The organism is Acinetobacter soli (genome assembly GCF_018139125.1).
GTDB classification, from domain to species: domain Bacteria; phylum Pseudomonadota; class Gammaproteobacteria; order Pseudomonadales; family Moraxellaceae; genus Acinetobacter; species Acinetobacter soli.
The window spans coordinates 136,575-158,811 of record NZ_CP073241.1 but is presented as its reverse complement, the minus strand read 5'-3'; the positions used below and the strand labels follow the sequence as shown (position 1 = coordinate 158,811).

Below are 22,237 nucleotides of genomic sequence, written 5' to 3'. Positions count from 1 at the left end.
TATTTTCTTGTTATTTTTAAATGACATGCCCGATTTTTGCCTCAGGCAGAGTAACCTAAAAAAAGGCTAGCGCATAGGCTAGCCTTTTTTCTTCAAGCGATGGCTTGAGCGAGATTGACCTTTCCAATGCCAGCCTGGCGCATCGCTTCATGAATCTCCTGCTCTGCCCCTTCTGCCAGTGGAAGTAAAGGCGAACGAACAGTTGCATGATCTAGAATCCCGCGTGCAACCAAAGCATGTTTGAGTGCGACGGTGCCTTCCATATGCGATCCGCGGTGGTAAACATTACGTGTGACAGGAAGCAGCTGATCGTGCAATGCTCGTGCTTTCTCGTAATCTTTGGCTTTGCCTGCCTTGATCATTTCAATCAATAGCTCTGGAGCAATATTGCCATAGCCGACCAAAGCACCATCTACATCAAACATGGTATGTAAAAGATATTCATCGTGGCAGGTCAATACCTGTAAATCAGGACGCTCACGGCGAATAATCGGAATTTCGACATCCCAACGACGCATGTTTCGCACACCATTTTTCATGGCAAATACGCCAGGCTGTGCAGAAATATCGAGTAAGGTATCTAAATCATAAGTGGCTTTAGTGGCATCTGGATATTGAAATAAAATTGAAGGTAAGCCACTCTCTTCATAAATTGCTTTGTAACGATCTTGTGGAGCACCTTTTTGATATCCAAAACGTAGCCAGCCATGCGAAGGATAAATGAGTCCTGCCGATGCACCTGCACTGACTGCACGCTTTGCTTCTTCTGCCGCAACAGACGTACCTTCAAGCGTGATCCCTGCAATTACAGGAATTCGATCATCGACAGATTTGACAAAGCTTTCAATCACCTGCATCTGCTCTTTTTGTGAAAGAAATGTACCTTCACCTGCGTGGCCTAAAACCACCAGGCCTTTTACGCCATCGATACTACCTAACCAAGAACCTAAGCGCTGAATCGCGTCGTGATCTACCGCACCATCGCGTGTGAATGGTGTTACTGGTGCTGGGGTAAGTCCACGTAAATCTAAGCTCATAACCGTACTTCCTATACTATGTGATTTATCATTCTCATTCGCCCTTAAGCAGGGTTCATTTTTGATTTCAGAGAACATAAATGGAGTATAGAAAGAGTTCAGATATAGAGGAATTACCATTTCTTGCATTTCAGTTATACTGTTTTTGTATACCTTTTTTTAAAAAGATTCAGGATTGATCGATGAATTACGCGTTATGGAAAACCTTTTTAGATGCAGTTGAATTAGGAAGCTTAAGTAAAGTCGCAACGCTACAAAATACCAATCAGCCGCAAATCAGCCGACAAATCAATGAACTTGAAGCCGTATGTGGAGGCCGGCTATTTAACCGGACAGGCCGAGGTGTCGAACTGACCGATTTGGGTCAGCATTTATTGCCCAAAATCTATGCATGGATCAATGTAACCGACCAGTTTAATAATGAGATTTTACACTCAACCGATACGCCTGTTGGCACAGTCAGGATTGCCAGCTTACCTTCTACCGCGCACCCATTACTCACCACGCTCTATAAAGTACTTCAGCAAAAATATCCGCGTATTAAGTTATCGGTCCGCGAGGGGCAAGGCGTACATTTGGAAAAATGGCTTGAAGAAGGTAATGTCGATCTCGCTTTGCTGTATCGGTTTAGTCCAACCCCTAAACATGGTGATATTTATCTGGCCGAAGCGGATACCTATCTGGTCAGTTGCGCAAATGACCCTCTCACCCAAGCCAAAGAGATCGAGTTTAAAGCCATTGAGCACCTTCCTCTGGTTACCTTTTGCCGGCCAAGTAACTGGCGTAATTTTCTTGATCATATGGCTTATGAACACGGGCTAAATCTAAATATTGTATTTGAAGCAGATTCAATTAGCCTGCAGACACATCTGGTTGCTGAAAATGGACTGTATAGCTTGTTGGGCCCTCAAGCATTAATCAAGGCATCTCAATATACTGCAGTGAACGCCGCAAAAATCGTAAATCCTGAGTTGAAACGTTATATTTCGCTATCGGTTTCAAAGCATGGTTATCTTACACCTGCCTGTAAAGCGGTGATGGAAGAGATCAAGCGTATCGCAGATCTTCTGTAAGTTTGTCTTAAAGCTTTTGAAGTTCGAGTAGTTTAATCGTGATCACGCTTTTTCATTTCATAAACTAACATGTGCAACAGCGTATTAGCAGCGTTGCCCAATTGCCTGCCTAATCGAGTAATAATATGCGATTTTGTTTGCGCAAATGTCGGATGGTGCAACGGAAGTGCGATGAGATCAGGATATAAATGTGCGTGATGTTCGATGGTGAATTTCGGTAAAAGGGTAATTCCGCCATTTATCGCATAAGCTTTTAAAGTAGATAGATTGTTGCACTCCAAAGTTGGGGTTAACACGACACCTGTGAGATTTTCCACCTGAGAAATAATTTGTCGAATTCCGTGTGAAACATCCGTTAAGGCAAGTCGATATTGATTCAGTTGACTCAATTCAATTGGACTTATTTGTGCAAGCGGATGCTCTTTATGAAGAATAATAGACAACGGATGATCCATTGCTAAGTGACTACGAATTTTGGGATCTCTTGCCGGATTAAACACCAATCCTAGATGTGCCTCATCTTCCGTTATTTTTCGAATCACCTCGTTACTGCTACAAATCGATAAATGCAACTTAATCTCGGGAAATTGTGAAGAAAACTCACTGAGTAAGCCCGCAACATCGTCAATATATCCTTCACCCATTGCAATAAAGATGTGTCCCTTTTGCAATCCCTGTAAAGATTGAAGATTTTCTAATAGCAATTCCTGCTGGATTAAATAGGCTTTGTAATATTTGAGAACTTCTTCGCCAGCTTCAGTGGCTTTTATCCCACGTCGATGTCGTTCAATTAATGTCACCGCAAGTTCTTGCTCAAGTTGGCTGATCTGTCGACTCACCGCAGAAGGTGCAACATCCAGCGCATCCGCAGCAGCACGGACACTCCCTTTATTCACCGCTTCAAAGAAAAATTTAATACGGTTTTCGTGCACATAGCTCATTCTTTTAACCTAACTTGTGTGTTGCGTTAAAAGCAACAAACTTTAAGAATCGTTGTTATTGATAACCAATTTGTCTGATATCTATACTCGTATTCGTAAATCTTGTAAAGCATATTTGACCGTTATAAAAGCTTAAACAGACCAAACCAATCATGACTTGGTCAACATCTCAAACGCTTCTAAATACGCTTTGGCTTTGCACAGATCTTGATTTAAACCATCTTTAGCGCATTGAGCGTTACGAGTATCAAATATGAAAGTAGGTGTATTAGGGTTAGGTAATATGGGAGCGGGTATGGCCGCCACACTCGTTTCAAAAGATTTTGAGGTTTACGGATTTGACTTATCAACACAAGCAATTATCGAAGCGCAAAAGCATGGTGTACAGCCAGTAAAAAATTTAAAAGAACTTCTGGATCATATTGAGATTCTAATTATTTCATTACCCAAAGCTGAACATGTTGAAGCAGTTATTTTCGGTGAAAACGGTGTACTAACACGGGGTCACGCTGGCTTAATTATCGTCGATACAACCACCTCGACACCAGAAACGAGTCGCAAAGTTGCCGCAGCGCTTGCAGAAAAACAAATGTATTTTGCTGATACACCTGTATCTGGTGGGCCAAAAGGTGCTGCAACTGGCACGATGAGTATGGTGATTGGTGCAGAAGATGACGTCATGCATAAAATTAAACCTGTGCTGGAAGCAATGAGTACAACACAAGTGCATGTAGGTGGAGTTGGCGCAGGAAATATTACCAAAATTGCCAATAATCTTTTGGCAGCAGCACATTTAATTACCACCGCAGAGGCCATGAGCCTTGCTGTTCATTGCGGAATAGACCCAGAAAAACTGTTAGCGGGCATTAATGCAGGTTCAGGCCGAAGCGCAGCAAGCCAAGCCATGTTTCCACAGTGGGTACTCAATAAAGCCTATAACTCTGGATTTAGTATGGGGCTCATGCGCAAAGATGTAGGACTGGCCCAAGATATGGCTGATGCGCTTGAACTCGACTTACCTGTATCTAAAAAAATCGTGGCTTTGTGGCGTGAAGGCAGTAAGCCACAGCTCTCCGACACAGATGATTTTACAGCGATTGTAAAACATACCGATCTCGAATTTTTTGGATAAGGACAAAGAACATCATGTTTCAAGAATTAAAAAATATCATCAAGTCTTACTTAGGTACAGAACAACTCGGAAGCTGGATTAATGGTGAACTCGTCATTGGAAAAGGCGAACTCATTGAAATGCATTCAGCACATGACAATCAGGTTACGTTTAGCTATCCAGATGCAGATGCGTCGATTGTTGCCTTAGCAAGTGATGCGGCAAAACAGGCACAAAAACAATGGTGGAAACTGACTGCTAAAGACCGTGGTCGAATCATGTACATGATAGGTGCCGAGATTAGAAAAGAAGTTGACGGTTTAACACACATTGAATGTGTCACCTCAAATAAACCTTACAACGACGCACGCGGTGATGTGGTTCGTGTGGCAGAAATGTTTGAATACTATGCAGGTTGGGTTGATAAATTTCATGGTGAAGTTATTCCGGTACCGACCAGCCATTTGAACTATGTGCGTTATGAAGCCATGGGTACCATCATGCAGATTACCCCGTGGAATGCCCCCATGAATACGTGTGGCTGGCAGGTTGCTCCTGCCCTTGCTGCAGGCAATGCCGTCATTTTAAAACCATCCGAATTAACCCCGATTAGTTCGCTGGTTGTCGGCATTTTAATTGAGCGTGCAGGTGCACCTAAAGGTCTGGTCAATGTTATTTTGGGTTATGGCCACACAATTGGCCAAGAACTGATTGCCAAAGCAGATATTCGAAAAATTTGTTTTGTCGGTTCACCTGCAACGGGTAGTCATATTGCGATGGCAGCAGCAAAACGTTGTTTACCTTGTGTCTTAGAGTTAGGTGGAAAATCTGCCAATATTGTCTTTGAAGATACCCATTGGGATCATGCCGTCAAAGGTGCAATCTCCGCAATTTTTGGTGGCGCAGGTCAGAGCTGTGTATCTGGGTCACGTCTTTTGGTCCAAGAAAGTATTTACGAAAAATTTGTATCTGATGTTGCCAAGGCAGCTCAAAAAATTCGTGTTGGTCATCCTGAAAGTAAAGATACAGAAGTGGGCCCAATCAACAATATCAAACAATATACCCATGTTTGTAATATGCTAGAAAAGGCAGCACAAGAAGGTGCAGAAGTGGTGGGCGATGTGATTTCCGTGCCTAAGACAGATGGCTTCTATATCAACCCAACGGTGCTTAAAGGCCATAATGACATGTATGTCGCGCGTGAAGAAATCTTTGGTCCAGTGGTCATTGCTATTCCATTCAAAGATGAAGAAGATGCTATCCGCATTGCCAATGACAGTCGTTTCGGTTTGGCAGGTGCAGTCTGGACCAATAATGTGGCACGCGCACATCGTGTAGCAGCGCAAATCAATGCGGGTACATTCTGGATTAATGGCTATAAAACCATTCATGTCAGTTCACCATTTGGGGGTTACGGTGACAGCGGTTATGGCCGATCTTCAGGAATTGATGTACTTCGAGAGTATAGTGAAGTAAAAAGTGTTTGGGTCGAAACATCTGATTCCCCCACTTTTAGTTTTAATTATGGTGCTGGAGAGGGATAAGCTATGAACATTTCTAAAGTCTTTATTGATGAAGTCATTACTTGGCGTCAACAATTCCATCGCTTCCCTGAAATCGGATTTCAGGAAATTCAAACCTCAAAACGTATCGCTGATTTGTTACGCTCGTTTGGCTTGGATGTGCTAGAAGGCATTGCTGGCACAGGTGTGGTGGCAACTTTAGAAAATGGCTCTGGCCCAGTAATTGGACTTCGTGCCGATATGGATGCTCTTCCCTTTACCGAGCTGGCAGATATTCCGCATAAGTCATGTCATCACGGTACCATGCATGCCTGTGGTCATGATGGACATACTGCAATACTTTTAGGGGCGGCCAAATACCTAAGTGAACACCGAAATTTTCATGGAAAAGTGCATTTCGTATTTCAGCCAGCCGAAGAAGGTTTAGGCGGTGCAACCAAAATGCTTGAAGAAGGTTTGTTAGATCAGTTTCCAATGTCTGCTATTTATGGTTTACATAACTGGCCAGGACTTCCTGCTGGCCATATTGCCGTCAATCCTGGCGCAATGATGGCATCTATGGATACCTTTGAAATCCAGCTTGAAGGTAAAAGCTGTCATGCTGCTATGCCGGAATTAGGGTTTGATCCAATTGTGGCAGCTGCCCAGCTCATTCTGTCGATTCAGACCATTAGCTCTAGACGATTGGCTGCTCAAGATTCTGCTGTACTCAGTATTACTCAAATTCAGGGAGGTGAAGCAATCAATATCATCCCTGAATATGTCACGATCAAAGGTACCTTTCGTTGTTTAGACCCTCAAGTTCGTCAACAGGTGAAACAACTCCTTCAAGATCAGGTTGAGGCGCTCCCTCCTGTACACGGCGTAAAAGGAAGTATCCAATTTTTTTCTGGTTATCCAGTGACAATGAATCATACAGATGCAGCCATCACCATTCGCGATGTCGCCCAAAAACTATTTGGAGATTCTAAAGTTCACTGGAATGTCAAACCTTCTATGGCATCAGAAGATTTTTCATATTTTTTAGAAAAATGTTCTGGTGCATATTTTTGGCTAGGCGTCGATGGAGTAGAACCATCCAAACCACTACATAATGCTTATTATGATTTTAATGACAATGTCATTGAAACGGGTATAAAATTTTGGATCGGTTTGGTTGAAACCACCTTATCAAAATAATCGTCAAAATAAATATTAAAAAAATCTCTTATAGCCTCTATAAGAGATTTTTTATTTCCATTAGTAAATTTAAAATGCACTTTTATTATGCAAATTTATTCTAATTCTAAAAAATATTTTGAAAACCTTATGTTCTAATTTAAGCAACAAAATTTTATGTTTTTAGCACTCAACCATCCATCCAAAAATTCATAACAAGTTATTGAAAAATAAATAATTAAACATGAAATTTAGTGTTTTTATTTTGATACACATCATTTGAGCATTGTATACATATTGCGTATTATAAAAACAGGAAATCATGGCATATATTTTGCAATTTTATTAATAAATAAATTATGCCCACTAAAAGGAAGAAGTAAAATGCGAGATAATGTTTTTAATATGAAAACCAACGCAAGAAATATAAATTATGGATACGGATATATAATATTATCTGCATTTCTCATCATTTGTATTGCCGAATCTATTGGTACAATTAATATCCCTTTAGGCTCCGGAAAAATTGCCTTACTTCCGATGGTATGGGCTCTGATTTTAGGTTGTACATTTGGCTTACTGAGTCAAAAACAATGGATGCCACTTAAAATAGATAAGCCTTTACAGATTAAAAGTGCAAATATTCTTTACCCTGCACTGCTTGTTTTTATCGCCAAACAAGGGCTGATTGTAGGCTCATCGATTCCACTGATTATTCAATCGGGTTGGGCATTATTGTTTCAAGAGCTCGGGCATTTTGTCGGTACTATTTTATTTGCAATGCCAATTGCCTTGCTACTAGGTATTAAACGCGAATCAATTGGTGCAACATTTTCTGTCGGACGCGAACCTAGTCTAGCCATCATTACCGAAAAATATGGATTAAATTCTGCCGAAGGCCGTGGTGTTTTAGCTGAATACATAACGGGAACATTAATTGGTGCTTTATTTATTGCAATCGTTGCCGGTTTTATCGCGAGCTTGAATGTTTTTCATCCATTATCTTTAGCTATGGCCTCAGGTATTGGCTCTGGTAGTATGATGGCTGCAGCAGCGGGTGCTATTTCTGCTCAAGTCGATCCGGCCACGGCTGAACAAGTGATGGCTTTGGCTGCCGCGTCTAATCTATTAACCACAACACTTGGCACCTACTTTACTTTATTTATTTCACTCCCGTTGGCCATCTATGCTTATAAGATACTCGAACCAGTTTTAGGGCGTTTTTCTAAAAGAAATCAAGTAGAACAGCATGACAATGAGTTTCTTTATAGCACCGTAAAAGAATCTGAAGAGGAAAAAACCAAGTTAAGTTTAGCTGAAAAAGCCTTCACTTGGATTGCACTTATTGCATTAGCGACAACAGCAAATACCATTTTAACTGGAAAATTTAGCGCTACCGTGATCATTGCGGGTGTTATTTTAGTTTTGATCTCAATATTGGGAGATCTGATCTACCATCTTACTGGCAAGAAAGTTCCAACGGTTTGCTATGTATCGATTATCGCGATGTATATGGCTTCTCCATGGTTTCCTTGGCATGAAACAGTTACAGGAATTGTGGGTGAGATTCATATATTATCTGTAATTACCCCTATGCTGGCATTTGCAGGCCTTTCAATTGCAAAAGATATTCCTGCTTTTAGAAAACTGGGTTGGCGTATCGTGGTCGTTTCTTTATGCGCAAATTTTGGAACTTTTATTGCAGCGGCGTTTGTGGCTGAATTTTTTCACTAAAAATTGAATGTGTTATCCGATTTTTAAAAACATTAAAACAAAATAAAAAAAGCCCCGAATGATGAATTCGGGGCTTTTTCGAATTTTGGTGGAGATGGCGGGAGTTGAACCCGCGTCCGCCAGCACTACACTCGAGAATACTACATGCTTAGATATCGTCTATTGATTTAACACCAAGCGACCCGACGAACAGGGTACAAGGCGCGATCCTCTAAGTTTGGTATAAAGCCCCGAGGCTTGGCTCTATACGGACTTGTGTGCGTGCGCTTCGGTCGGGTTCCTAAACCACAAGTATTCTAGGAAGCGGACAAGCTGCCCTTAGGCAGCTAGAGCGTAAGTTTCGTCGTTTGCGACTATAAAAATGCAAATTTTATTTACGAGAGAAAATGCGCTCTCGGCATGCATCTATGAGCTTCATCACCAGCGTCGAAGCCAATAACATCCCCAGATGAGTTTTACACTATAGCACAACCCTGAAAAATTGCTATGCAATTTATAACCAACTAAACAGCAGTCATGTATTTAACCTGATAATTGAGCTACTATTTTATTTTTCAAGACCATCACTATAAAAATATGAGCTACTTGCTTGCACTCGACCAAGGAACCACCTCTAGCCGCGCCATTATTTTTGACGAAAAAGGTCATATCCATGCCACTGCTCAGCGCGAAACCCGTATTAAAACACCGCATTCTGGCTGGGTGGAGCAAGATGCCAATGAGATCTGGTCTAGTCAGATTGCGGTCATCCAGCAAGCGTTGGCTTCCGCTCATCTTCTGGCCAAAGATATTAAAGCGTTAGGGCTAACCAATCAGCGTGAAACTACTGTGGTTTGGGACAAACGCACAGGCAAAGCGTTGGCGCCAGCGATTGTCTGGCAAGATCGGCGTGCTGCATTGTGGTGCAATCATTTAATCGAACAGCAAATGCTGGATACCGTACAGCAAAAAACTGGGCTACGCATCGATCCGTATTTTAGTGCAGGCAAACTGGTGTGGTTACTCGAACATATTGACGGACTTCGTGCTCTGGCCGAACAAGGCCATGTGGCGTTTGGCACCATCGACAGTTGGCTGGTATGGAATCTAACCCAAGGTGCCGAGCATATTATTGAAGCCAGTAATGCCTCTCGTACCATGCTCATGAATCTTTCAACACAAACATGGGATGAACAACTTCTGACTCAGTTTAATATCCCCCATCAAATGCTGCCCAAGATTATTTCATCAGATGCCTACGTTGCAGACACGGCACCTGGCTTACTCGGCAGTACCATTCCCATTACCGGTATTTTAGGCGACCAGCAAGCTGCGTTGTTTGGTCAGTCGTGCTTCGATGCAGGGGCAGCCAAAAATACCTATGGCACTGGTTGTTTTATGCTGTTCAATACAGGCGACCACCTCAAATTAAGCCAAAACCAGCTCCTGACTACCTTGGCGTGGCAATGCCAAAATCAAACCCGTTATGCTCTTGAGGGCAGCGTATTTATGGCTGGAGCAATTGTACAATGGCTACGGGATGGACTTGGAATTATTCAAAACAGTGCACAGGTCGAACAATTGGCGCAGCAAGTCAAAAGTAGTGACGGCGTGATTTTGGTGCCTGCATTTACCGGACTTGGCGCCCCTCACTGGGACAGCGAAGCCCGAGCACTACTATGTGGAATGTCACGCGGAACCACAAAAGCGCATATTGCACGCGCTGCACTTGAAGCGATTGCCTTTCAGGTTTCGGATGTGCTGTGTGCCATGCAATCTGATTTGTCTCAACCGCTTAAAGAATTACGTGTCGATGGTGGCGCCAGTCAAAACGATATGCTGATGCAGTTTCAGGCCGATATTTTAAATGTACCCGTACTTCGGCCCAAAATGCTTGAATCGACCGCATGGGGCGCTGCTGCCATGGCGGGTTTGAAAGCGGGTGTGTTTTCAAATCTAGATGAAATCTCTGCCTCTTGGCAGCTTGATCGTACCTTTGAGCCTGCCATGCAGCAAGATCAACGTGAATCACGATTGTTTGAGTGGAATCAGGCACTGAAACGCGCAAAATCTGAGTTAATTTAATTCAAAAAGCTGCAACGAATTGCAGCTTTTTTTAGAGTTAAAAAAGGCTTTTGATTACAACGCACCATTGCCCAAAACGATACCTTCACGGCGCGGATCTACACCCCCAACGTACTTCGCTTTTTGGTTCTGCACAGCAGTACGCATAATGGTAGCAACACCACTACTTTGCGCAGCGGAATTGATTTTATGGCCTTTGGCTTCCAGTCCTGCCACAAGCGCTTTTAAATCTAGCGATGTATTAGAGCTGTCAACATTGGTGGTAGCACTATTGGTTGCGCCAAAATTTACCAGTGAGGTCGCTTGCTGTGCATCGAGTTTCCAATCTAGCGCACCCACCAAGGTTTTCACCACATATTGAATAATCGTTCCACCGCCCGGTGAACCTGTAGCCATATAAAAGTCGCCCGGCGCAGTTCCCTTAAATACCAGTGTCGGTGCCATGGTACTTCTTGGGCGCTTGTTTGGCTGAACACGATTAGCCACCAAATTGCCAGAACTGTCCATCGGTTGTGCGCTAAAATCGGTTAACTGGTTGGTGAGCAAAAATCCATCGACCATATGGAACGAACCCATGCTCGATTCAACTGTAGAGGTCATGGAAACCACGTTTCCATAGGCATCCACAATAGTAAATTGGGTGGTGCCATGCTCCACTGTTTTATCAATTGCAGCACTACTATTAAAATCACCGGCAGTAGCAACGCCCATCGATTTTTCAGTGTTAATCAATCCAGCGCGTTTTTTCAGGTAGGCTTTATCAATCATGCTGCTAATACCTTGTGCTGGTAAAGCCACAAAATCGGTATCTGCTACATACTTATCCCGATCGGCATACGCCAGACGCTCAGCCTCAGACACTAAATGTACGCCCATGACACTTGGTACACCGCCTTCGTTTTCAGGCTGTGTTGGCGCATATGATGCAAGATCAAAATTCTCTAAAATTCCCAGCGTCTGAGCCACTGCAATCCCTCCTGACGACGGCGGTGGCATGGTACATACATGATACTGGCTACGATACGTAAAGCAGATCGCATCACGCTTTTTAGCCTGATAGTTCGACAAATCATTGAGTGTCATCAAGCTTGGCGTAATCGGAGTTTTGGCTGCATCATCGCCTACGCTTTGCTGGGCTTTATTTACAATTGCCTGTGCAATCGGGCCTGAATACATCGCCTGTGCACCATTGGCCGCAATCGTACGGATGGTTCTGGCGTAGTCCTGATTGGTCATGGTTTCACCCACAGCGTAGGCCGTTCCATCTGGGTGAAAATAGGTTTTGACTGCATTGGCATCGAGAGCTAACGATGCTGCATTGCTTTGAATGGCTGCCGCTAGACGTCCCGGTACTTTAAAGCCGCCTTCAGCCAGTTGTACCGAATTGTCAAATAACTGATTCCATTTAAGTTTGCCATGCTCATTGTGTGCCATTTCCAGCATGCGCATCACGCCAGGCACCCCAATTGAACGTCCACTGCGTCTTGCGCTAGGTACAGGTGCTGATGAGCTGGCATCGTCAATATTTTGTCGAACCAGATAATATTCATTGGCAGCCGCAGGTGCCGTTTCACGACCATCGTATGCCGTCACTTTTTGAGTTTTTGCATCGTAATACATCATAAATGCACTACCAGCAATGGTACTTGATTGCGGCTCGACCAAGCCCAGTACTGCCTGTACGGCAATCGCAGCATCCACTGCACTCCCACCGGCTTTTAAAACATCACAGCCAGCCTTGGTCGCAAGTGGTGTATTGGCAACCACCATATATTGATCTGAGGTTTTGGCCTTAAGCCCCAAACGGTAAGCCGATGCTGGCTCAGGCGCTGATGGATCGCCTGCCTGCCCGCTCCCCACGACTACCGTTGAGCCATTACTTGCGAGCTGATTACAGCTATTGGGATTATTGTCGGTGATGGTGTAGTTTTGAGTTTGTTCTTGATCATTAGAATCGTTACAACCGTGTAGTAATCCTAAACTTAAAACCCCGCCAAGAATCAGGGTGTATTTTTTTTGCATTGAATCTCCATGCTTTACTTGTTATCGAACGTCCTGTGTCAGCAATTATGAAGCCAATATGGAGAAAAAATACAATGTTTTTTGATCAATCGATCAATTTTCTAGCATATTATTTTATACCATTGAATTTTATTATTTTTTACTTAAGCAATAAAAACGTGGCTCCACACGGCCACGTTTGATCAAAACAAAGATGACTTAATGCGGCGGTGGGCCTTCCATCATATGCTTTGGTTTAGGGCTTAACCAGATAATCAGACCAGCCACCAAAAACACCAATGAAAACACCAAGAAAACATGATCGGTGGCCAATGTAATCGATTCTTTATCAACCAAATTGGAAATGGTGCCCAGCGCTGTTTCAGTGCTAAATCCATTTTGCGTTAAGGTATTTTGTACCTCTTGCGGCTGTAGTTTTGACACCAACTCACTGCGCGACACAATGGCGTGGTCATCCCATAAGGTAACCGCAATCGATGCACCAATTGCACCGGCCATGGTTCTCAAAAAGTTCATGAGTCCCGCAGCCGAGGCAATTTCATGTGGCTCGACGGCTGCTAGCGCCAGATTCGAGAGCGGTACAAAGAAAAAAGGCACCGCAAAACCTTGCAGGATTTGAGGCCATGCCAAAGCCATAAAGTCGGCGTCGGATGTCCAGAAAGCACGCATCAAGGTCACAACACCCAGCAAGATCAAGCCAAAACACGCCAATGCGCGCGGATCATGCTTGCTGGCCAGCTTGGCCACAATTGGCGACATCGTAATACTACCAATCCCCATAGTAGCAGTCAGATAGCCTGCCCATGTGGCGGTGTACCCCAAATCCATTTGCAACCACTGAGGAATGAGTACGATACTGCCAAAAAATGCACCAAATCCAAAGGCCAGCGCCAGTACAGAAACGGTAAAACCTCGGTGCCTAAATACTCTCAAATTCACAACAGGCTGTTGATCGGTCATTTCCCAGATCAAAAACAAAATAAAGCCGAGTACCGCAATTACTCCAAAACTTACAATAAGACTGCTACTAAACCAGTCGTGCTCATGTCCCAAATCGAGCATTAACTGTAACGCGCCAATCCAGAGCACCAGTAAAAACAATCCGATCCGATCGATACGTAATTGCATAGTGTCTGTTTCAGCAACACGTAACAGCCGTAAAGTTGCCATGACACAAATAATTCCGACCGGAATATTAATGAAGAAAATCCAGTGCCATGACAGATTGTCGCTGATCACCCCACCTAAAATCGGACCTAAAATCGGACCCAATACCGTGGTCATGGCCCATAAGCCCATGGCCTGCGCGTGTTGTTCTTTCGGGAAAATTCGCATCAGTAAGGCTTGACTCAGCGGCATGAGTGGGCCGCCCGACAAACCTTGCCCGATTCGGCACAGCACCAGTAATTCAAGACTGGTCGACAGGCCACATAAAAAAGAAAACAGGGTAAAACCGATCAATCCCGCGACAAACACACGCACAGTGCCAAAACGGCTGGCCAACCAGCCAGTCAGTGGAACACAAATCGCTTCGGCCACCGAATAGGATGTGACTACCCACGTGCCTTGTGAGGCAGAAACTGCCAGATTACCCGTAATGTGTGGCACCGAAACGTTGGCAATGGTGGTATCGAGCACCACCATAAAGTTTGACAGTGCAATCACGAAGGCGGCCAGAAAAAGTCGTGCGCCGCTGAGTTCAGCAAATGGAGTTTTTATCTGGGTTGTCATGAGAACTTACTTCTTAGACAAATCAATCGTGGCTTCCATCGACAAGCCCACACGCAAAGGATGCTGTTTGAGTTCGTTCGGATCAAGTGCAATACGAACCGGCAAACGCTGTACCACTTTAATCCAGTTACCCGTGGCATTTTGTGCAGGAATGAGTGCAAATGCCGAACCCGTACCGCCTGAAAAACCAATGACTTTTCCGTGATATACCACGTCATCGCCATATAGATCGGAGGTCAGCGTAGCAGCTTGGCCTACACGTACTTTAGTAAGCTGGCTTTCTTTGAAGTTGGCATCGACATAAAGCTGCGAAACTGGCACAACTTTCATCAGCACAGTACCCGGTGCAACACGCTGCCCCACCTGAATGCTTCGACCTGCAATCACACCATCGACTGTGGCACGGATCACGGTACGATCTAGATCTAGCTGTGCTTTTTGAACCTGTGTTTGCGCACTCAGTACATCCGGTGCAGAAGCTTCAGAAGTGCCTTTAATTAATGCCTGTGTGGCATCGAATGTACTCTGTGCTGCATTACGATTCGATTGCGATTGTGACAGTGCGGCTTTGGCCACATCAAGAGCCGCTTTGGCTGTGCGCGCTGCAGTTTGGGCAGTGCTTAATTCTTCTTTAGAAATGGCACCCGATTCGCTCAATACCTGACGACGCTTAAGTTCTTCCAAGGCGTTATTGTAATCGGCCTGTGCTTTTAACACTTGCGCCTGTGCGCTGGCAATGCCGTCATCACTCACCTGAACCTGTGCATTGAGAGATTGTCCATTGGCAGCAGTTTGACGATAGGTACGCTGTGCTTTGGCCAGCATTGCTTTGGCCTCTGCCAATGCAATTTCGGCATCTCTCGGATCAATTTTGACCAGAATATCGCCTTTATGCACTTGCTGGGTATCATTGACCAAAATTTCAGACACCTGCCCTGTCACCATGGAGGTAATTTGTGCAGTGTCGGCGCCCACATAGGCATTATCGGTATTCACAGTGTGATTGAAAAACACATACCAGATGCCAAACACAATCGCGGCAACAATGACCACCAAAGCAAAAATACTTAATAATTTCTTTCGTTTCGCCTTTAAAGCATCCCCATTTTGATCGGATGCAGAAGCCTGTGGAGAATCAGTCATTGGGTATTCCTAAATCAGCTCAAGTAAAAATTGCCACGATGTTCTTAAGATAATTTTAAGTTTAGGAAGAGAACCTGAACTGAACCTTAAAAGAAACGCAAGATGACAATTGATATTTTCAAAATTTTGCAATTCTACTTATTTTTTTCATATGCTGAGAATAAAAAAATAACTTGAGCGTTCAAAACCGCATGTATTGAGAATACAGCACTTAGTCTTTTTGAATAAATCTGATACCTGATGTACTGCTTTTAACCCACAAACGCTCGACCACGCAGCAAAGCGCTTCAAGACTGTGGCCCAGATTTGTGGATTTTGGGTGACTATTTAAAAGGCATATGAGGCAATCGCAGTAGCGATCGGGGTTTGCTCGTGGTTAAACATGGTCATGCGCATGGTGCAGCCTTTGCGGCCAAATCTTAAGGTTTCCGCCCGCGCAATAAAAAATTTACCCCGCCCCGGCGCCAAGTAATCGACACGCATATCGACAGTGGCTAAACGTGATACTTTTTTGATGGCCTCTGGCATATCCGCAGCTTCAGTACGTTTATAAACTTCTGCCATCGCGACAATTCCACCAATGCTATCGAGTAAGGTTGCGGCAACCCCTCCATGCAAAATCTGAAAGGCAACATTGCCAATCAGGCTGGGCTTCATTTCAAAATAACCTTCAATTTGCCCATCGACCACCCGCATGGTCATGGCATTGTGCGAGAAGAAAGGCGAATGATTAAACGCATGACATAACTGGTTTAAAATTACATTTAGGTCAATTTCTTCACCTAAATGAATATGCCCCGTCCATAGTTTTGTTGATTCACTCATAAAACACTCAATATCGATAAATCTGCGTTAACACTAATTCAGTTTGTACAAATGCCTGCTGATGGGTCTACAATATCCCACAAGTTTAATACTGAACCTTGAGATTGTTATGACTTATACGTTCAATCGTCCCGCTTTTCCAGCAACCCGCATGCGTCGTATCCGTAAAAATGATCAACTGCGCGCCATGGTCAGTGAAACGCATCTGACACCTCATCATCTCATTTATCCAGTATTTGTATTGCCTGGCCAAAATCAGCGCCAAGAAATTCCAAGTATGCCCAATATTCATCGTTTGTCAGCAGATCTGTTGCTAAAAAAAGCTGAACAGCTGCTCGAACTTGGGGTATCTAAGCTGGCTCTTTTTCCGGTCACCCCGCAAGAAGACAAAAGCCTGAGTGCTGAAGCTGCTTGGCGTGACGACGGTCTGGTACAAGAAACCTGTCGTTTACTCAAAAAAGAACTGCCTGAAATGGTGCTCATCACCGACGGCGCGCTTGACCCATATACCACGCACGGTCAAGATGGCATTATCGATGACACCGGCTATGTACTCAACGATGAAACCGTAGAATGTCTGGTCAAGCAAGCGTTAAGCCACGCCGCTGCGGGTGCCGACGTAATTGCACCAAGCGATATGATGGACGGACGTATCGGGGCAATTCGACAGGCACTTGAGCAAAATAACTTTATCTATACCAATATCATGGCGTATTCAGCCAAATATGCCTCAAGTTTTTATGGGCCGTTTCGTGATGCGGTCGGTTCGGCCAGTAACTTAAAAGGCGGTAATAAATACAATTACCAGATGGATGTAGGGAATCGTGCCGAAGCTTTACATGAAATTGCACTGGATTTGCAAGAAGGCGCCGACATGGTGATTGTTAAGCCCGGCATGCCTTATTTAGATATTGTACGTGAAGTCAAAGATACCTTTGGCGTGCCTACTTTTATTTATCAGGTCAGTGGTGAATACGCCATGCTGGCAGGTGCGATTCAAAATGGCTGGTTATCCGAAAGCGTGATTCTTGAATCACTCATGAGCTGTCGTCGCGCAGGTGCAGATGGAATCTGGACTTACTTTGCAGATGTTGCAGCCCAAAAACTTAAAGAGATGAACTAAACTCACGTGTGAATGAATCGAACATGAGCATGCATATTGCCATTATTGGTGCTGGAATCAGTGGCCTATTAACCGCTTTGGAACTGGTCGAGCACGGCTGTCAGGTCTCGATTTTTGATCAGCAGCGCGCCGGTCAGGCTGCCTCATGGGCAGGTGGTGGAATATTGTCACCGATGTATCCGTGGCGCTATCCACATGCGGTCAATACCCTTGCCCAGCATGGCAAAGACCTGTACCAAACATGGAATGAAAAGTTACTGCCTCAAACCGGTATTGATTTTGAAATCCATAATACTGGCATGCTTATTTTCGATGAATCCGATTTTGAAATCGGGCTCGATTATGCCGAGCATTTTCATCAGCCTATGCAACGCGCTGACTATGTCGAGCGTGATGCACTTGAACAGATTAATCCATGGATAGCCAATAAATATCAGCACGCGATTTATTTTTCAGCGCTGTCTAATATTCGTAATCCGCGTCTATTGCAATCGATTGTGCAGTATTTAAAACAGCATCCACGCGTTGCGTTTTTTGATGATCAACCCATTGAAAAATTTATATTTGATCAAGACAGCATACAGGCCATGAAGAGTGCTACAGGGCAAGTTTTTCACGCCGACCAGTTTGTGCTGGCAACGGGTGCATGGAGTCAACTCTGGAGCGATCAACTGGGCGTTCGTCTGCCGGTACGCCCTGTACAAGGCCAAATGCTGTTATTTAAAACGCCTGCGCACTGGTTACCCACCATGTGTATGAATCAGGTGATGTATTTGATTCCAAGACAAGATGGTCATGTGGTATGTGGCTCAAGCATGGCAGACTGTGGCTACAGCACCGACACCGACACATCCACACAGCAACGTATTTTAGAGGCCTGTTTGGACATGGTGCCTGAACTGGCACAGTTTCCAGTCATTAAAAGATGGGCGGGCTTGCGCCCTAGCTCGCCGACCGGGGTGCCTTATATCGGCATGCTGCCAAATATCGAAAATCTCTGGCTCAACACCGGACATTTTCGAAATGGGCTGTGCATGGGGCCAGCCTCTGCACGATTGTTACGCCAGCTTATGCTTGATCAACCCACTTTCACCGACCCAAAGCCATACGCGCCCGAGCGACTATTTCAGGGCAGCGAAATAGAGCTGAGCGTTTAAGGATAAATATCTTGCAGGGCCTGCGCTAAAGCTGGAAATTTAAACTGATATCCAGCTTCCAATAACGCTTTGGGTGCAACAAACTGGCCATTTAAAATAAGTTGCGATTGTTCACCCAGTAAAGTTTTAAACAAACACGCCGGCGCAGGGAGAAACGGACGGCGTTTTACTTGCTGAGCGGCGGTTTTTACAAAGGCTTTTTGCGTGGTGTGATCGGGCGCAACGGCATTAAACACAATTTGCTCACTCTGCACATGCAGTAAAAATTCGATAATCGCCAGCACGTCTTCAATATGTACCCAGACTACAGGTTGGCGCCCAGAACCAATCACACCCACTGTATTGAGCTTAATTGGCAGCATCATCTGTGGCAAAATGCCCCCATTTTTGGCAAATACCACGCCCAAGCGCATGATTTTGGTATCAAACTGCGTATACGACAGCGCAGTTTTTTCCCATTGCTGGCAGAGTTCAGACATGAAAATTGACTGCGGTGGTGATTGTTCGTCGCATACCTGTTGCCAAGTTTCACTTTCATCAATGCCGTAATAACCAATGGCAGATGCCGATACAATCCGCTTTGGTTGTTGCTGATGCTGTAGCAGCCATTCAAAGACACGTTGTGTGGTCTTGATGCGACTGTCGATCAGGGCTTGCTTACGTGCTTTGGTCCAGCGCCGCTGTCCAATATTTTCACCGGCCAGATTCACCACATAATCGAGAGGCTGATCGATCTGGTTTAAATCGTCAATCCATTGTAAATTTTCATGTTGAAAGGATTGCGCCAAATGTCGCGTCAGGGCATAAATGCGATAATTCAAATGCAGCAAATAAGGCAATAAATGGCTACCGATAAAGCCTGAGGCGCCTGTAATTAAAAGTGTTGGAAGTTTTTGGTTCATAGTCTGTCACGTTGCTTATTGCTCTTCTTAAGCTTGAGTGTAACGCACTCGATTGATCCACTAAAACCCTGTTACTGAAACATTTTGTCGGCCATACGTTGCGCCTGCTTACCATAAAACCAGTACGTAATCAGATATAGTGGAATCGCCAAAACCAGTACCATAATCGCAATCAGGCTCACAAATTGAGGTTGTTGCAAATACAGTAAAAAGTTTTGAATAATTTCTGGGTCATTTCGTGAAAACAAATACAAACCCAGCAATACGCCAGCGCAGTTATAGCCCCAGAAAATTAAGGTGAAACCCAAAGTCAGTTTTTTTCGTTCTTGCTGCGTTGGGGCGCGTTTTTCACGTTTTAAAAACTGATAGAGCACTACAATCATAGCCACCAAATACGGTACGGCTGTTACTATTCCACCCACGCCTATTGGCAATATTGCAGCCACTACGCCTGCAATGAGGGTAGTCAGTAAACAGATCAGAAAAAACCAGATAAAATAACGGCGTAAAGCAGTCATGCACACCACAACATCAACAATAAAAATTTATTTTATGTTTTTTTCAATTTTTTTTCATGTTCTTGTCAACCATTTTGGTCGGTCATTCGTTATTAAGGGTATAAGGTCTGCAGCAACCGATTTTAATTGCACGGCATCCGCAGTAAATCGGAGACCTTTCACTATGACATCCACTTTAGATATGTTTTGTTAGCAGCCAAACGTGATTTAAAGTTTTTGACCGACGATTTCTCATCACTCGAATCGTCGGTCTTTATTTTTTAGTGATCTGTTTTTTTTATCCAAGACCATTTTTTAGTTTTCAATCTATTGCTTTAATTTTAAAGGCTATGCGTTAAATACAAAAGAAGCTTCACACATAATTGGAAAGTTCACCGAGTTTGCGATCATACATTCATGATGCGCCTGCTCATGAAGTTGACGTGCCAGATCAAGATTTGCACCTGCTTTTAAAATAATCTGTGGTTTTAAAACAATGTGCGTGATGTGGCCTCGTTTTTCAGGATGAGCATCGTCCATAAATCCAGATGCATGGTCAATATAATCGACTACACAAATATGATTCACTGCACAAAGATGCAAATACCATAATTTATGACAAGCCGATGCTGCTGCAACCATCAAATCTTCCGGATTCCATCTGCTAGCCTCTCCACGATAAGCTGGATCTGCCGAGCCAGGAATTGCGGGCTTGTTTTTGCTTTCAACGACAAAATCACGTTGATAGGATTGATAGGTTTGAGTACCCTCACCTGTGTTTCCAATCCAACGAATTTTTAAATCATATTGATGAATGGTCATTATGAATCTCTTGTTCTGTTTTAAGTAAAAACCAAATCAGCTTTTCACTTGAGTAGCATCTGAATTGGATTGTGATTTATGCTACCTTATCTGCTATTCAAAAACAGGTAGTTCATCAGCAATGACCGTGCGTTTTTTTCATACTTCAGACTGGCATTTGGGGCAGTTTTTTTATAATCACTCCCGCCACTACGAGCATGAACAATTTCTGGCATGGTTACTTGAGCAAATCAAGGTCAAACAACCTCATGCCTTATTAATAGCGGGTGATATTTTTGACGTGATTAATCCAAGTTCACAGGCCCAAAAGCAGCTTTATCAATTTCTGGCAGATGCGCATAACCTTGCGCCGCATATGCAAACCTTAATGATTGCAGGAAATCACGATTCGGGTTATCGCATTGAACAGGTCGAGCCGTTATTAGAAAAATACAATGCCAAAGCGGTGGGTGTGATTCGCTGGAATCAAGATAAAACCTTGAATCTTGATCGCTTGATTTTACCGATTTACGATCAGGCACAACAGATTGTGGCGTGGTGCATTGCTCTTCCTTTTTTACGCTCGGCCGAAATTACGGGCGTGAACGAACAGACCAGTAACAGTCAAAATGCGATTGGTTATTTACACCAGCAACTGATTGCCGAGGCCAAACGCCGCAAAACCGATGATCAGGCCTTAATTATGATGTCACATGCGCATATGCAGGGCGGTGAAACCTCAGATTCAGAACGTCCGATTATCATTGGCAATGAAGAAGCGCTTTCTACAGCACTCTTTGAAGATGCGATCGATTATGTCGCACTGGGGCATTTACATAAACCTCAGAAAGTAGGTCAGACCCATATTCGCTATAGCGGCTCCCCTATTCCCCTGTCGTTTAGTGAAATCAACTATAAGCACCAAGTAATGGATGTGACCATTAAGCCAGAAATTTCAGACAATCATCTTCAATGTGATGCCTTGCTGGTGCCAAGAAGCGTGAAGCTGCATAAAATTACAGGTGAATTGCAAGACGTTTTAACAAGCTTGGCAGCACTCCCACATGGCGAAATTGAAGAGATTGATCAGCGCGAATACGTCGACATCGAATATTTCAGCCGCACACCACCTCAGCCGAATCTTCGTCAACAATTTGAACAGGCTTTGCCTGCAAACCGTTACCGATTGGTTCGGATTTCCAGACAATACGCCACAGATGGATCAAGCCGTCGTCTAGAGCAACAGGTTCATCTCGAACCGCCAACGCCTGAAAAACTGTTTGAACAACTTTGGGACAAAAAAGGCTATAGCGCAGATGATGACGTTAAAAAAGACTTTATGAGCCTTGTTGCGCAGGCACAACAACAACTTGAAGAACTTAAAAAGAATTAAAG

Annotated in this window: 18 protein-coding genes and 1 other RNA gene; 9 read left to right on the top strand and 10 right to left on the bottom strand. The window is 44.0% G+C overall.

The window, feature by feature from the left end:
- Positions 1 to 92: 92 nt before the first annotated feature.
- Positions 93 to 1,037 carry a dihydrodipicolinate synthase family protein gene (locus KCV09_RS00755; RefSeq protein WP_048766158.1) on the bottom strand — a complete coding sequence of 315 codons (945 nt, stop codon included), beginning with the start codon at positions 1,035 to 1,037 and terminating at the stop codon, positions 93 to 95.
- Between the two features lie 182 nt (positions 1,038 to 1,219).
- On the opposite strand from KCV09_RS00755, the gene KCV09_RS00750 reads away from it, so the two are divergent.
- A complete protein-coding gene (locus KCV09_RS00750) occupies positions 1,220 to 2,110 on the top strand; it encodes a LysR family transcriptional regulator (protein ID WP_004935706.1) in 891 nt (296 codons plus the stop codon).
- 32 nt (positions 2,111 to 2,142) lie between these two features.
- Here KCV09_RS00750 and KCV09_RS00745 read toward each other — a convergent pair whose 3' ends face one another.
- Positions 2,143 to 3,051, bottom strand: coding sequence for a LysR family transcriptional regulator (locus KCV09_RS00745; RefSeq protein WP_151815623.1), 909 nt, complete (start codon positions 3,049 to 3,051; stop codon positions 2,143 to 2,145).
- A gap of 253 nt (positions 3,052 to 3,304) precedes the next feature.
- Between KCV09_RS00745 and KCV09_RS00740 the strand changes: the two genes are divergently transcribed.
- The 4 genes from KCV09_RS00740 to KCV09_RS00725 all read left to right on the top strand — a co-directional run bounded on the left by KCV09_RS00740 (position 3,305) and on the right by KCV09_RS00725 (position 8,577).
- Positions 3,305 to 4,183, top strand: a complete 879-nt coding sequence (locus KCV09_RS00740; protein WP_025095765.1) for an NAD(P)-dependent oxidoreductase — start codon at positions 3,305 to 3,307, stop codon at positions 4,181 to 4,183.
- Between the two features lie 14 nt (positions 4,184 to 4,197).
- Complete coding sequence (locus KCV09_RS00735; protein WP_076032893.1) at positions 4,198 to 5,706, top strand: aldehyde dehydrogenase family protein; 1,509 nt, start codon at positions 4,198 to 4,200, stop codon at positions 5,704 to 5,706.
- A gap of 3 nt (positions 5,707 to 5,709) precedes the next feature.
- Positions 5,710 to 6,864 carry a M20 aminoacylase family protein gene (locus KCV09_RS00730; RefSeq protein ID WP_004935694.1) on the top strand — a complete coding sequence of 385 codons (1,155 nt, stop codon included), beginning with the start codon at positions 5,710 to 5,712 and terminating at the stop codon, positions 6,862 to 6,864.
- Between the two features lie 363 nt (positions 6,865 to 7,227).
- Complete coding sequence (locus tag KCV09_RS00725; RefSeq protein ID WP_212515382.1) at positions 7,228 to 8,577, top strand: DUF3100 domain-containing protein; 1,350 nt, start codon at positions 7,228 to 7,230, stop codon at positions 8,575 to 8,577.
- 86 nt (positions 8,578 to 8,663) lie between these two features.
- On the opposite strand, the gene ssrA is transcribed toward KCV09_RS00725, so the two are convergent.
- Positions 8,664 to 9,023: a transfer-messenger RNA gene (gene ssrA / locus KCV09_RS00720) on the bottom strand.
- Between the two features lie 130 nt (positions 9,024 to 9,153).
- Here ssrA and glpK point away from each other — a divergent pair.
- Positions 9,154 to 10,641, top strand: coding sequence for a glycerol kinase GlpK (gene glpK, locus KCV09_RS00715; protein ID WP_212515381.1), 1,488 nt, complete (start codon positions 9,154 to 9,156; stop codon positions 10,639 to 10,641).
- Between the two features lie 54 nt (positions 10,642 to 10,695).
- Here the strand turns inward: glpK and KCV09_RS00710 are convergent, their stop codons facing one another.
- The 4 genes from KCV09_RS00710 to KCV09_RS00695 all read right to left on the bottom strand — a co-directional run bounded on the left by KCV09_RS00710 (position 10,696) and on the right by KCV09_RS00695 (position 16,362).
- Complete coding sequence (locus KCV09_RS00710; protein ID WP_212515380.1) at positions 10,696 to 12,663, bottom strand: gamma-glutamyltransferase family protein; 1,968 nt, start codon at positions 12,661 to 12,663, stop codon at positions 10,696 to 10,698.
- A gap of 198 nt (positions 12,664 to 12,861) precedes the next feature.
- Positions 12,862 to 14,394 carry a DHA2 family efflux MFS transporter permease subunit gene (locus tag KCV09_RS00705; RefSeq protein ID WP_004935520.1) on the bottom strand — a complete coding sequence of 511 codons (1,533 nt, stop codon included), beginning with the start codon at positions 14,392 to 14,394 and terminating at the stop codon, positions 12,862 to 12,864.
- A gap of 6 nt (positions 14,395 to 14,400) precedes the next feature.
- On the bottom strand, positions 14,401 to 15,537 hold the full coding sequence (locus tag KCV09_RS00700; protein WP_119690793.1) for an HlyD family secretion protein: 1,137 nt from the start codon (positions 15,535 to 15,537) through the stop codon (positions 14,401 to 14,403).
- 327 nt (positions 15,538 to 15,864) lie between these two features.
- The gene (locus tag KCV09_RS00695; protein ID WP_004935516.1) at positions 15,865 to 16,362 is read right to left on the bottom strand and encodes a thioesterase family protein; all 498 of its coding nucleotides are present in this window, start codon (positions 16,360 to 16,362) and stop codon (positions 15,865 to 15,867) included.
- A gap of 109 nt (positions 16,363 to 16,471) precedes the next feature.
- Here KCV09_RS00695 and hemB point away from each other — a divergent pair, with 109 nt between their 5' ends.
- Together hemB and KCV09_RS00685 are read left to right on the top strand one after the other, a co-directional pair.
- Positions 16,472 to 17,485 (top strand): porphobilinogen synthase, encoded by a 1,014-nt coding sequence (gene hemB / locus KCV09_RS00690; protein ID WP_004935513.1) that lies wholly within the window; start codon positions 16,472 to 16,474, stop codon positions 17,483 to 17,485.
- Between the two features lie 29 nt (positions 17,486 to 17,514).
- Positions 17,515 to 18,642 (top strand): NAD(P)/FAD-dependent oxidoreductase, encoded by a 1,128-nt coding sequence (locus tag KCV09_RS00685; protein WP_171402673.1) that lies wholly within the window; start codon positions 17,515 to 17,517, stop codon positions 18,640 to 18,642.
- On the opposite strand, the gene KCV09_RS00680 is transcribed toward KCV09_RS00685, so the two are convergent.
- The 3 genes from KCV09_RS00680 to KCV09_RS00670 form a co-directional block, all read right to left on the bottom strand.
- Positions 18,639 to 19,544, bottom strand: a complete 906-nt coding sequence (locus KCV09_RS00680) for a TIGR01777 family oxidoreductase (protein WP_004945893.1) — start codon at positions 19,542 to 19,544, stop codon at positions 18,639 to 18,641. The two genes, KCV09_RS00685 and KCV09_RS00680, sit on opposite strands and share 4 nt — an antisense overlap.
- 71 nt (positions 19,545 to 19,615) lie before the next feature.
- A complete protein-coding gene (locus KCV09_RS00675) occupies positions 19,616 to 20,062 on the bottom strand; it encodes an ABZJ_00895 family protein (RefSeq protein WP_048763854.1) in 447 nt (148 codons plus the stop codon).
- Between the two features lie 327 nt (positions 20,063 to 20,389).
- Positions 20,390 to 20,863 carry an OsmC family protein gene (locus KCV09_RS00670; protein ID WP_076032899.1) on the bottom strand — a complete coding sequence of 158 codons (474 nt, stop codon included), beginning with the start codon at positions 20,861 to 20,863 and terminating at the stop codon, positions 20,390 to 20,392.
- Positions 20,864 to 20,984: 121 nt separating this feature from the next.
- Between KCV09_RS00670 and KCV09_RS00665 the strand changes: the two genes are divergently transcribed.
- Positions 20,985 to 22,235, top strand: a complete 1,251-nt coding sequence (locus KCV09_RS00665) for an exonuclease SbcCD subunit D (RefSeq protein ID WP_111812735.1) — start codon at positions 20,985 to 20,987, stop codon at positions 22,233 to 22,235.
- Positions 22,236 to 22,237: the final 2 nt, after the last annotated feature.

Bases quoted from the DNA above. Each gene is read 5' to 3' on its own strand.
- KCV09_RS00755 (WP_048766158.1), bottom strand. From the start codon at position 1,037: ATGAGCTTAGATTTACGTGGACTTACCCCAGCACCAGTAACACCATTC.
- KCV09_RS00750 (WP_004935706.1), top strand. From the start codon at position 1,220: ATGAATTACGCGTTATGGAAAACCTTTTTAGATGCAGTTGAATTAGGA.
- KCV09_RS00745 (WP_151815623.1), bottom strand. From the start codon at position 3,051: ATGAGCTATGTGCACGAAAACCGTATTAAATTTTTCTTTGAAGCGGTG.
- KCV09_RS00740 (WP_025095765.1), top strand. From the start codon at position 3,305: ATGAAAGTAGGTGTATTAGGGTTAGGTAATATGGGAGCGGGTATGGCC.
- KCV09_RS00735 (WP_076032893.1), top strand. From the start codon at position 4,198: ATGTTTCAAGAATTAAAAAATATCATCAAGTCTTACTTAGGTACAGAA.
- KCV09_RS00730 (WP_004935694.1), top strand. From the start codon at position 5,710: ATGAACATTTCTAAAGTCTTTATTGATGAAGTCATTACTTGGCGTCAA.
- KCV09_RS00725 (WP_212515382.1), top strand. From the start codon at position 7,228: ATGCGAGATAATGTTTTTAATATGAAAACCAACGCAAGAAATATAAAT.
- glpK (WP_212515381.1), top strand. From the start codon at position 9,154: ATGAGCTACTTGCTTGCACTCGACCAAGGAACCACCTCTAGCCGCGCC.
- KCV09_RS00710 (WP_212515380.1), bottom strand. From the start codon at position 12,663: ATGCAAAAAAAATACACCCTGATTCTTGGCGGGGTTTTAAGTTTAGGA.
- KCV09_RS00705 (WP_004935520.1), bottom strand. From the start codon at position 14,394: ATGACAACCCAGATAAAAACTCCATTTGCTGAACTCAGCGGCGCACGA.
- KCV09_RS00700 (WP_119690793.1), bottom strand. From the start codon at position 15,537: ATGACTGATTCTCCACAGGCTTCTGCATCCGATCAAAATGGGGATGCT.
- KCV09_RS00695 (WP_004935516.1), bottom strand. From the start codon at position 16,362: ATGAGTGAATCAACAAAACTATGGACGGGGCATATTCATTTAGGTGAA.
- hemB (WP_004935513.1), top strand. From the start codon at position 16,472: ATGACTTATACGTTCAATCGTCCCGCTTTTCCAGCAACCCGCATGCGT.
- KCV09_RS00685 (WP_171402673.1), top strand. From the start codon at position 17,515: ATGCATATTGCCATTATTGGTGCTGGAATCAGTGGCCTATTAACCGCT.
- KCV09_RS00680 (WP_004945893.1), bottom strand. From the start codon at position 19,544: ATGAACCAAAAACTTCCAACACTTTTAATTACAGGCGCCTCAGGCTTT.
- KCV09_RS00675 (WP_048763854.1), bottom strand. From the start codon at position 20,062: ATGACTGCTTTACGCCGTTATTTTATCTGGTTTTTTCTGATCTGTTTA.
- KCV09_RS00670 (WP_076032899.1), bottom strand. From the start codon at position 20,863: ATGACCATTCATCAATATGATTTAAAAATTCGTTGGATTGGAAACACA.
- KCV09_RS00665 (WP_111812735.1), top strand. From the start codon at position 20,985: ATGACCGTGCGTTTTTTTCATACTTCAGACTGGCATTTGGGGCAGTTT.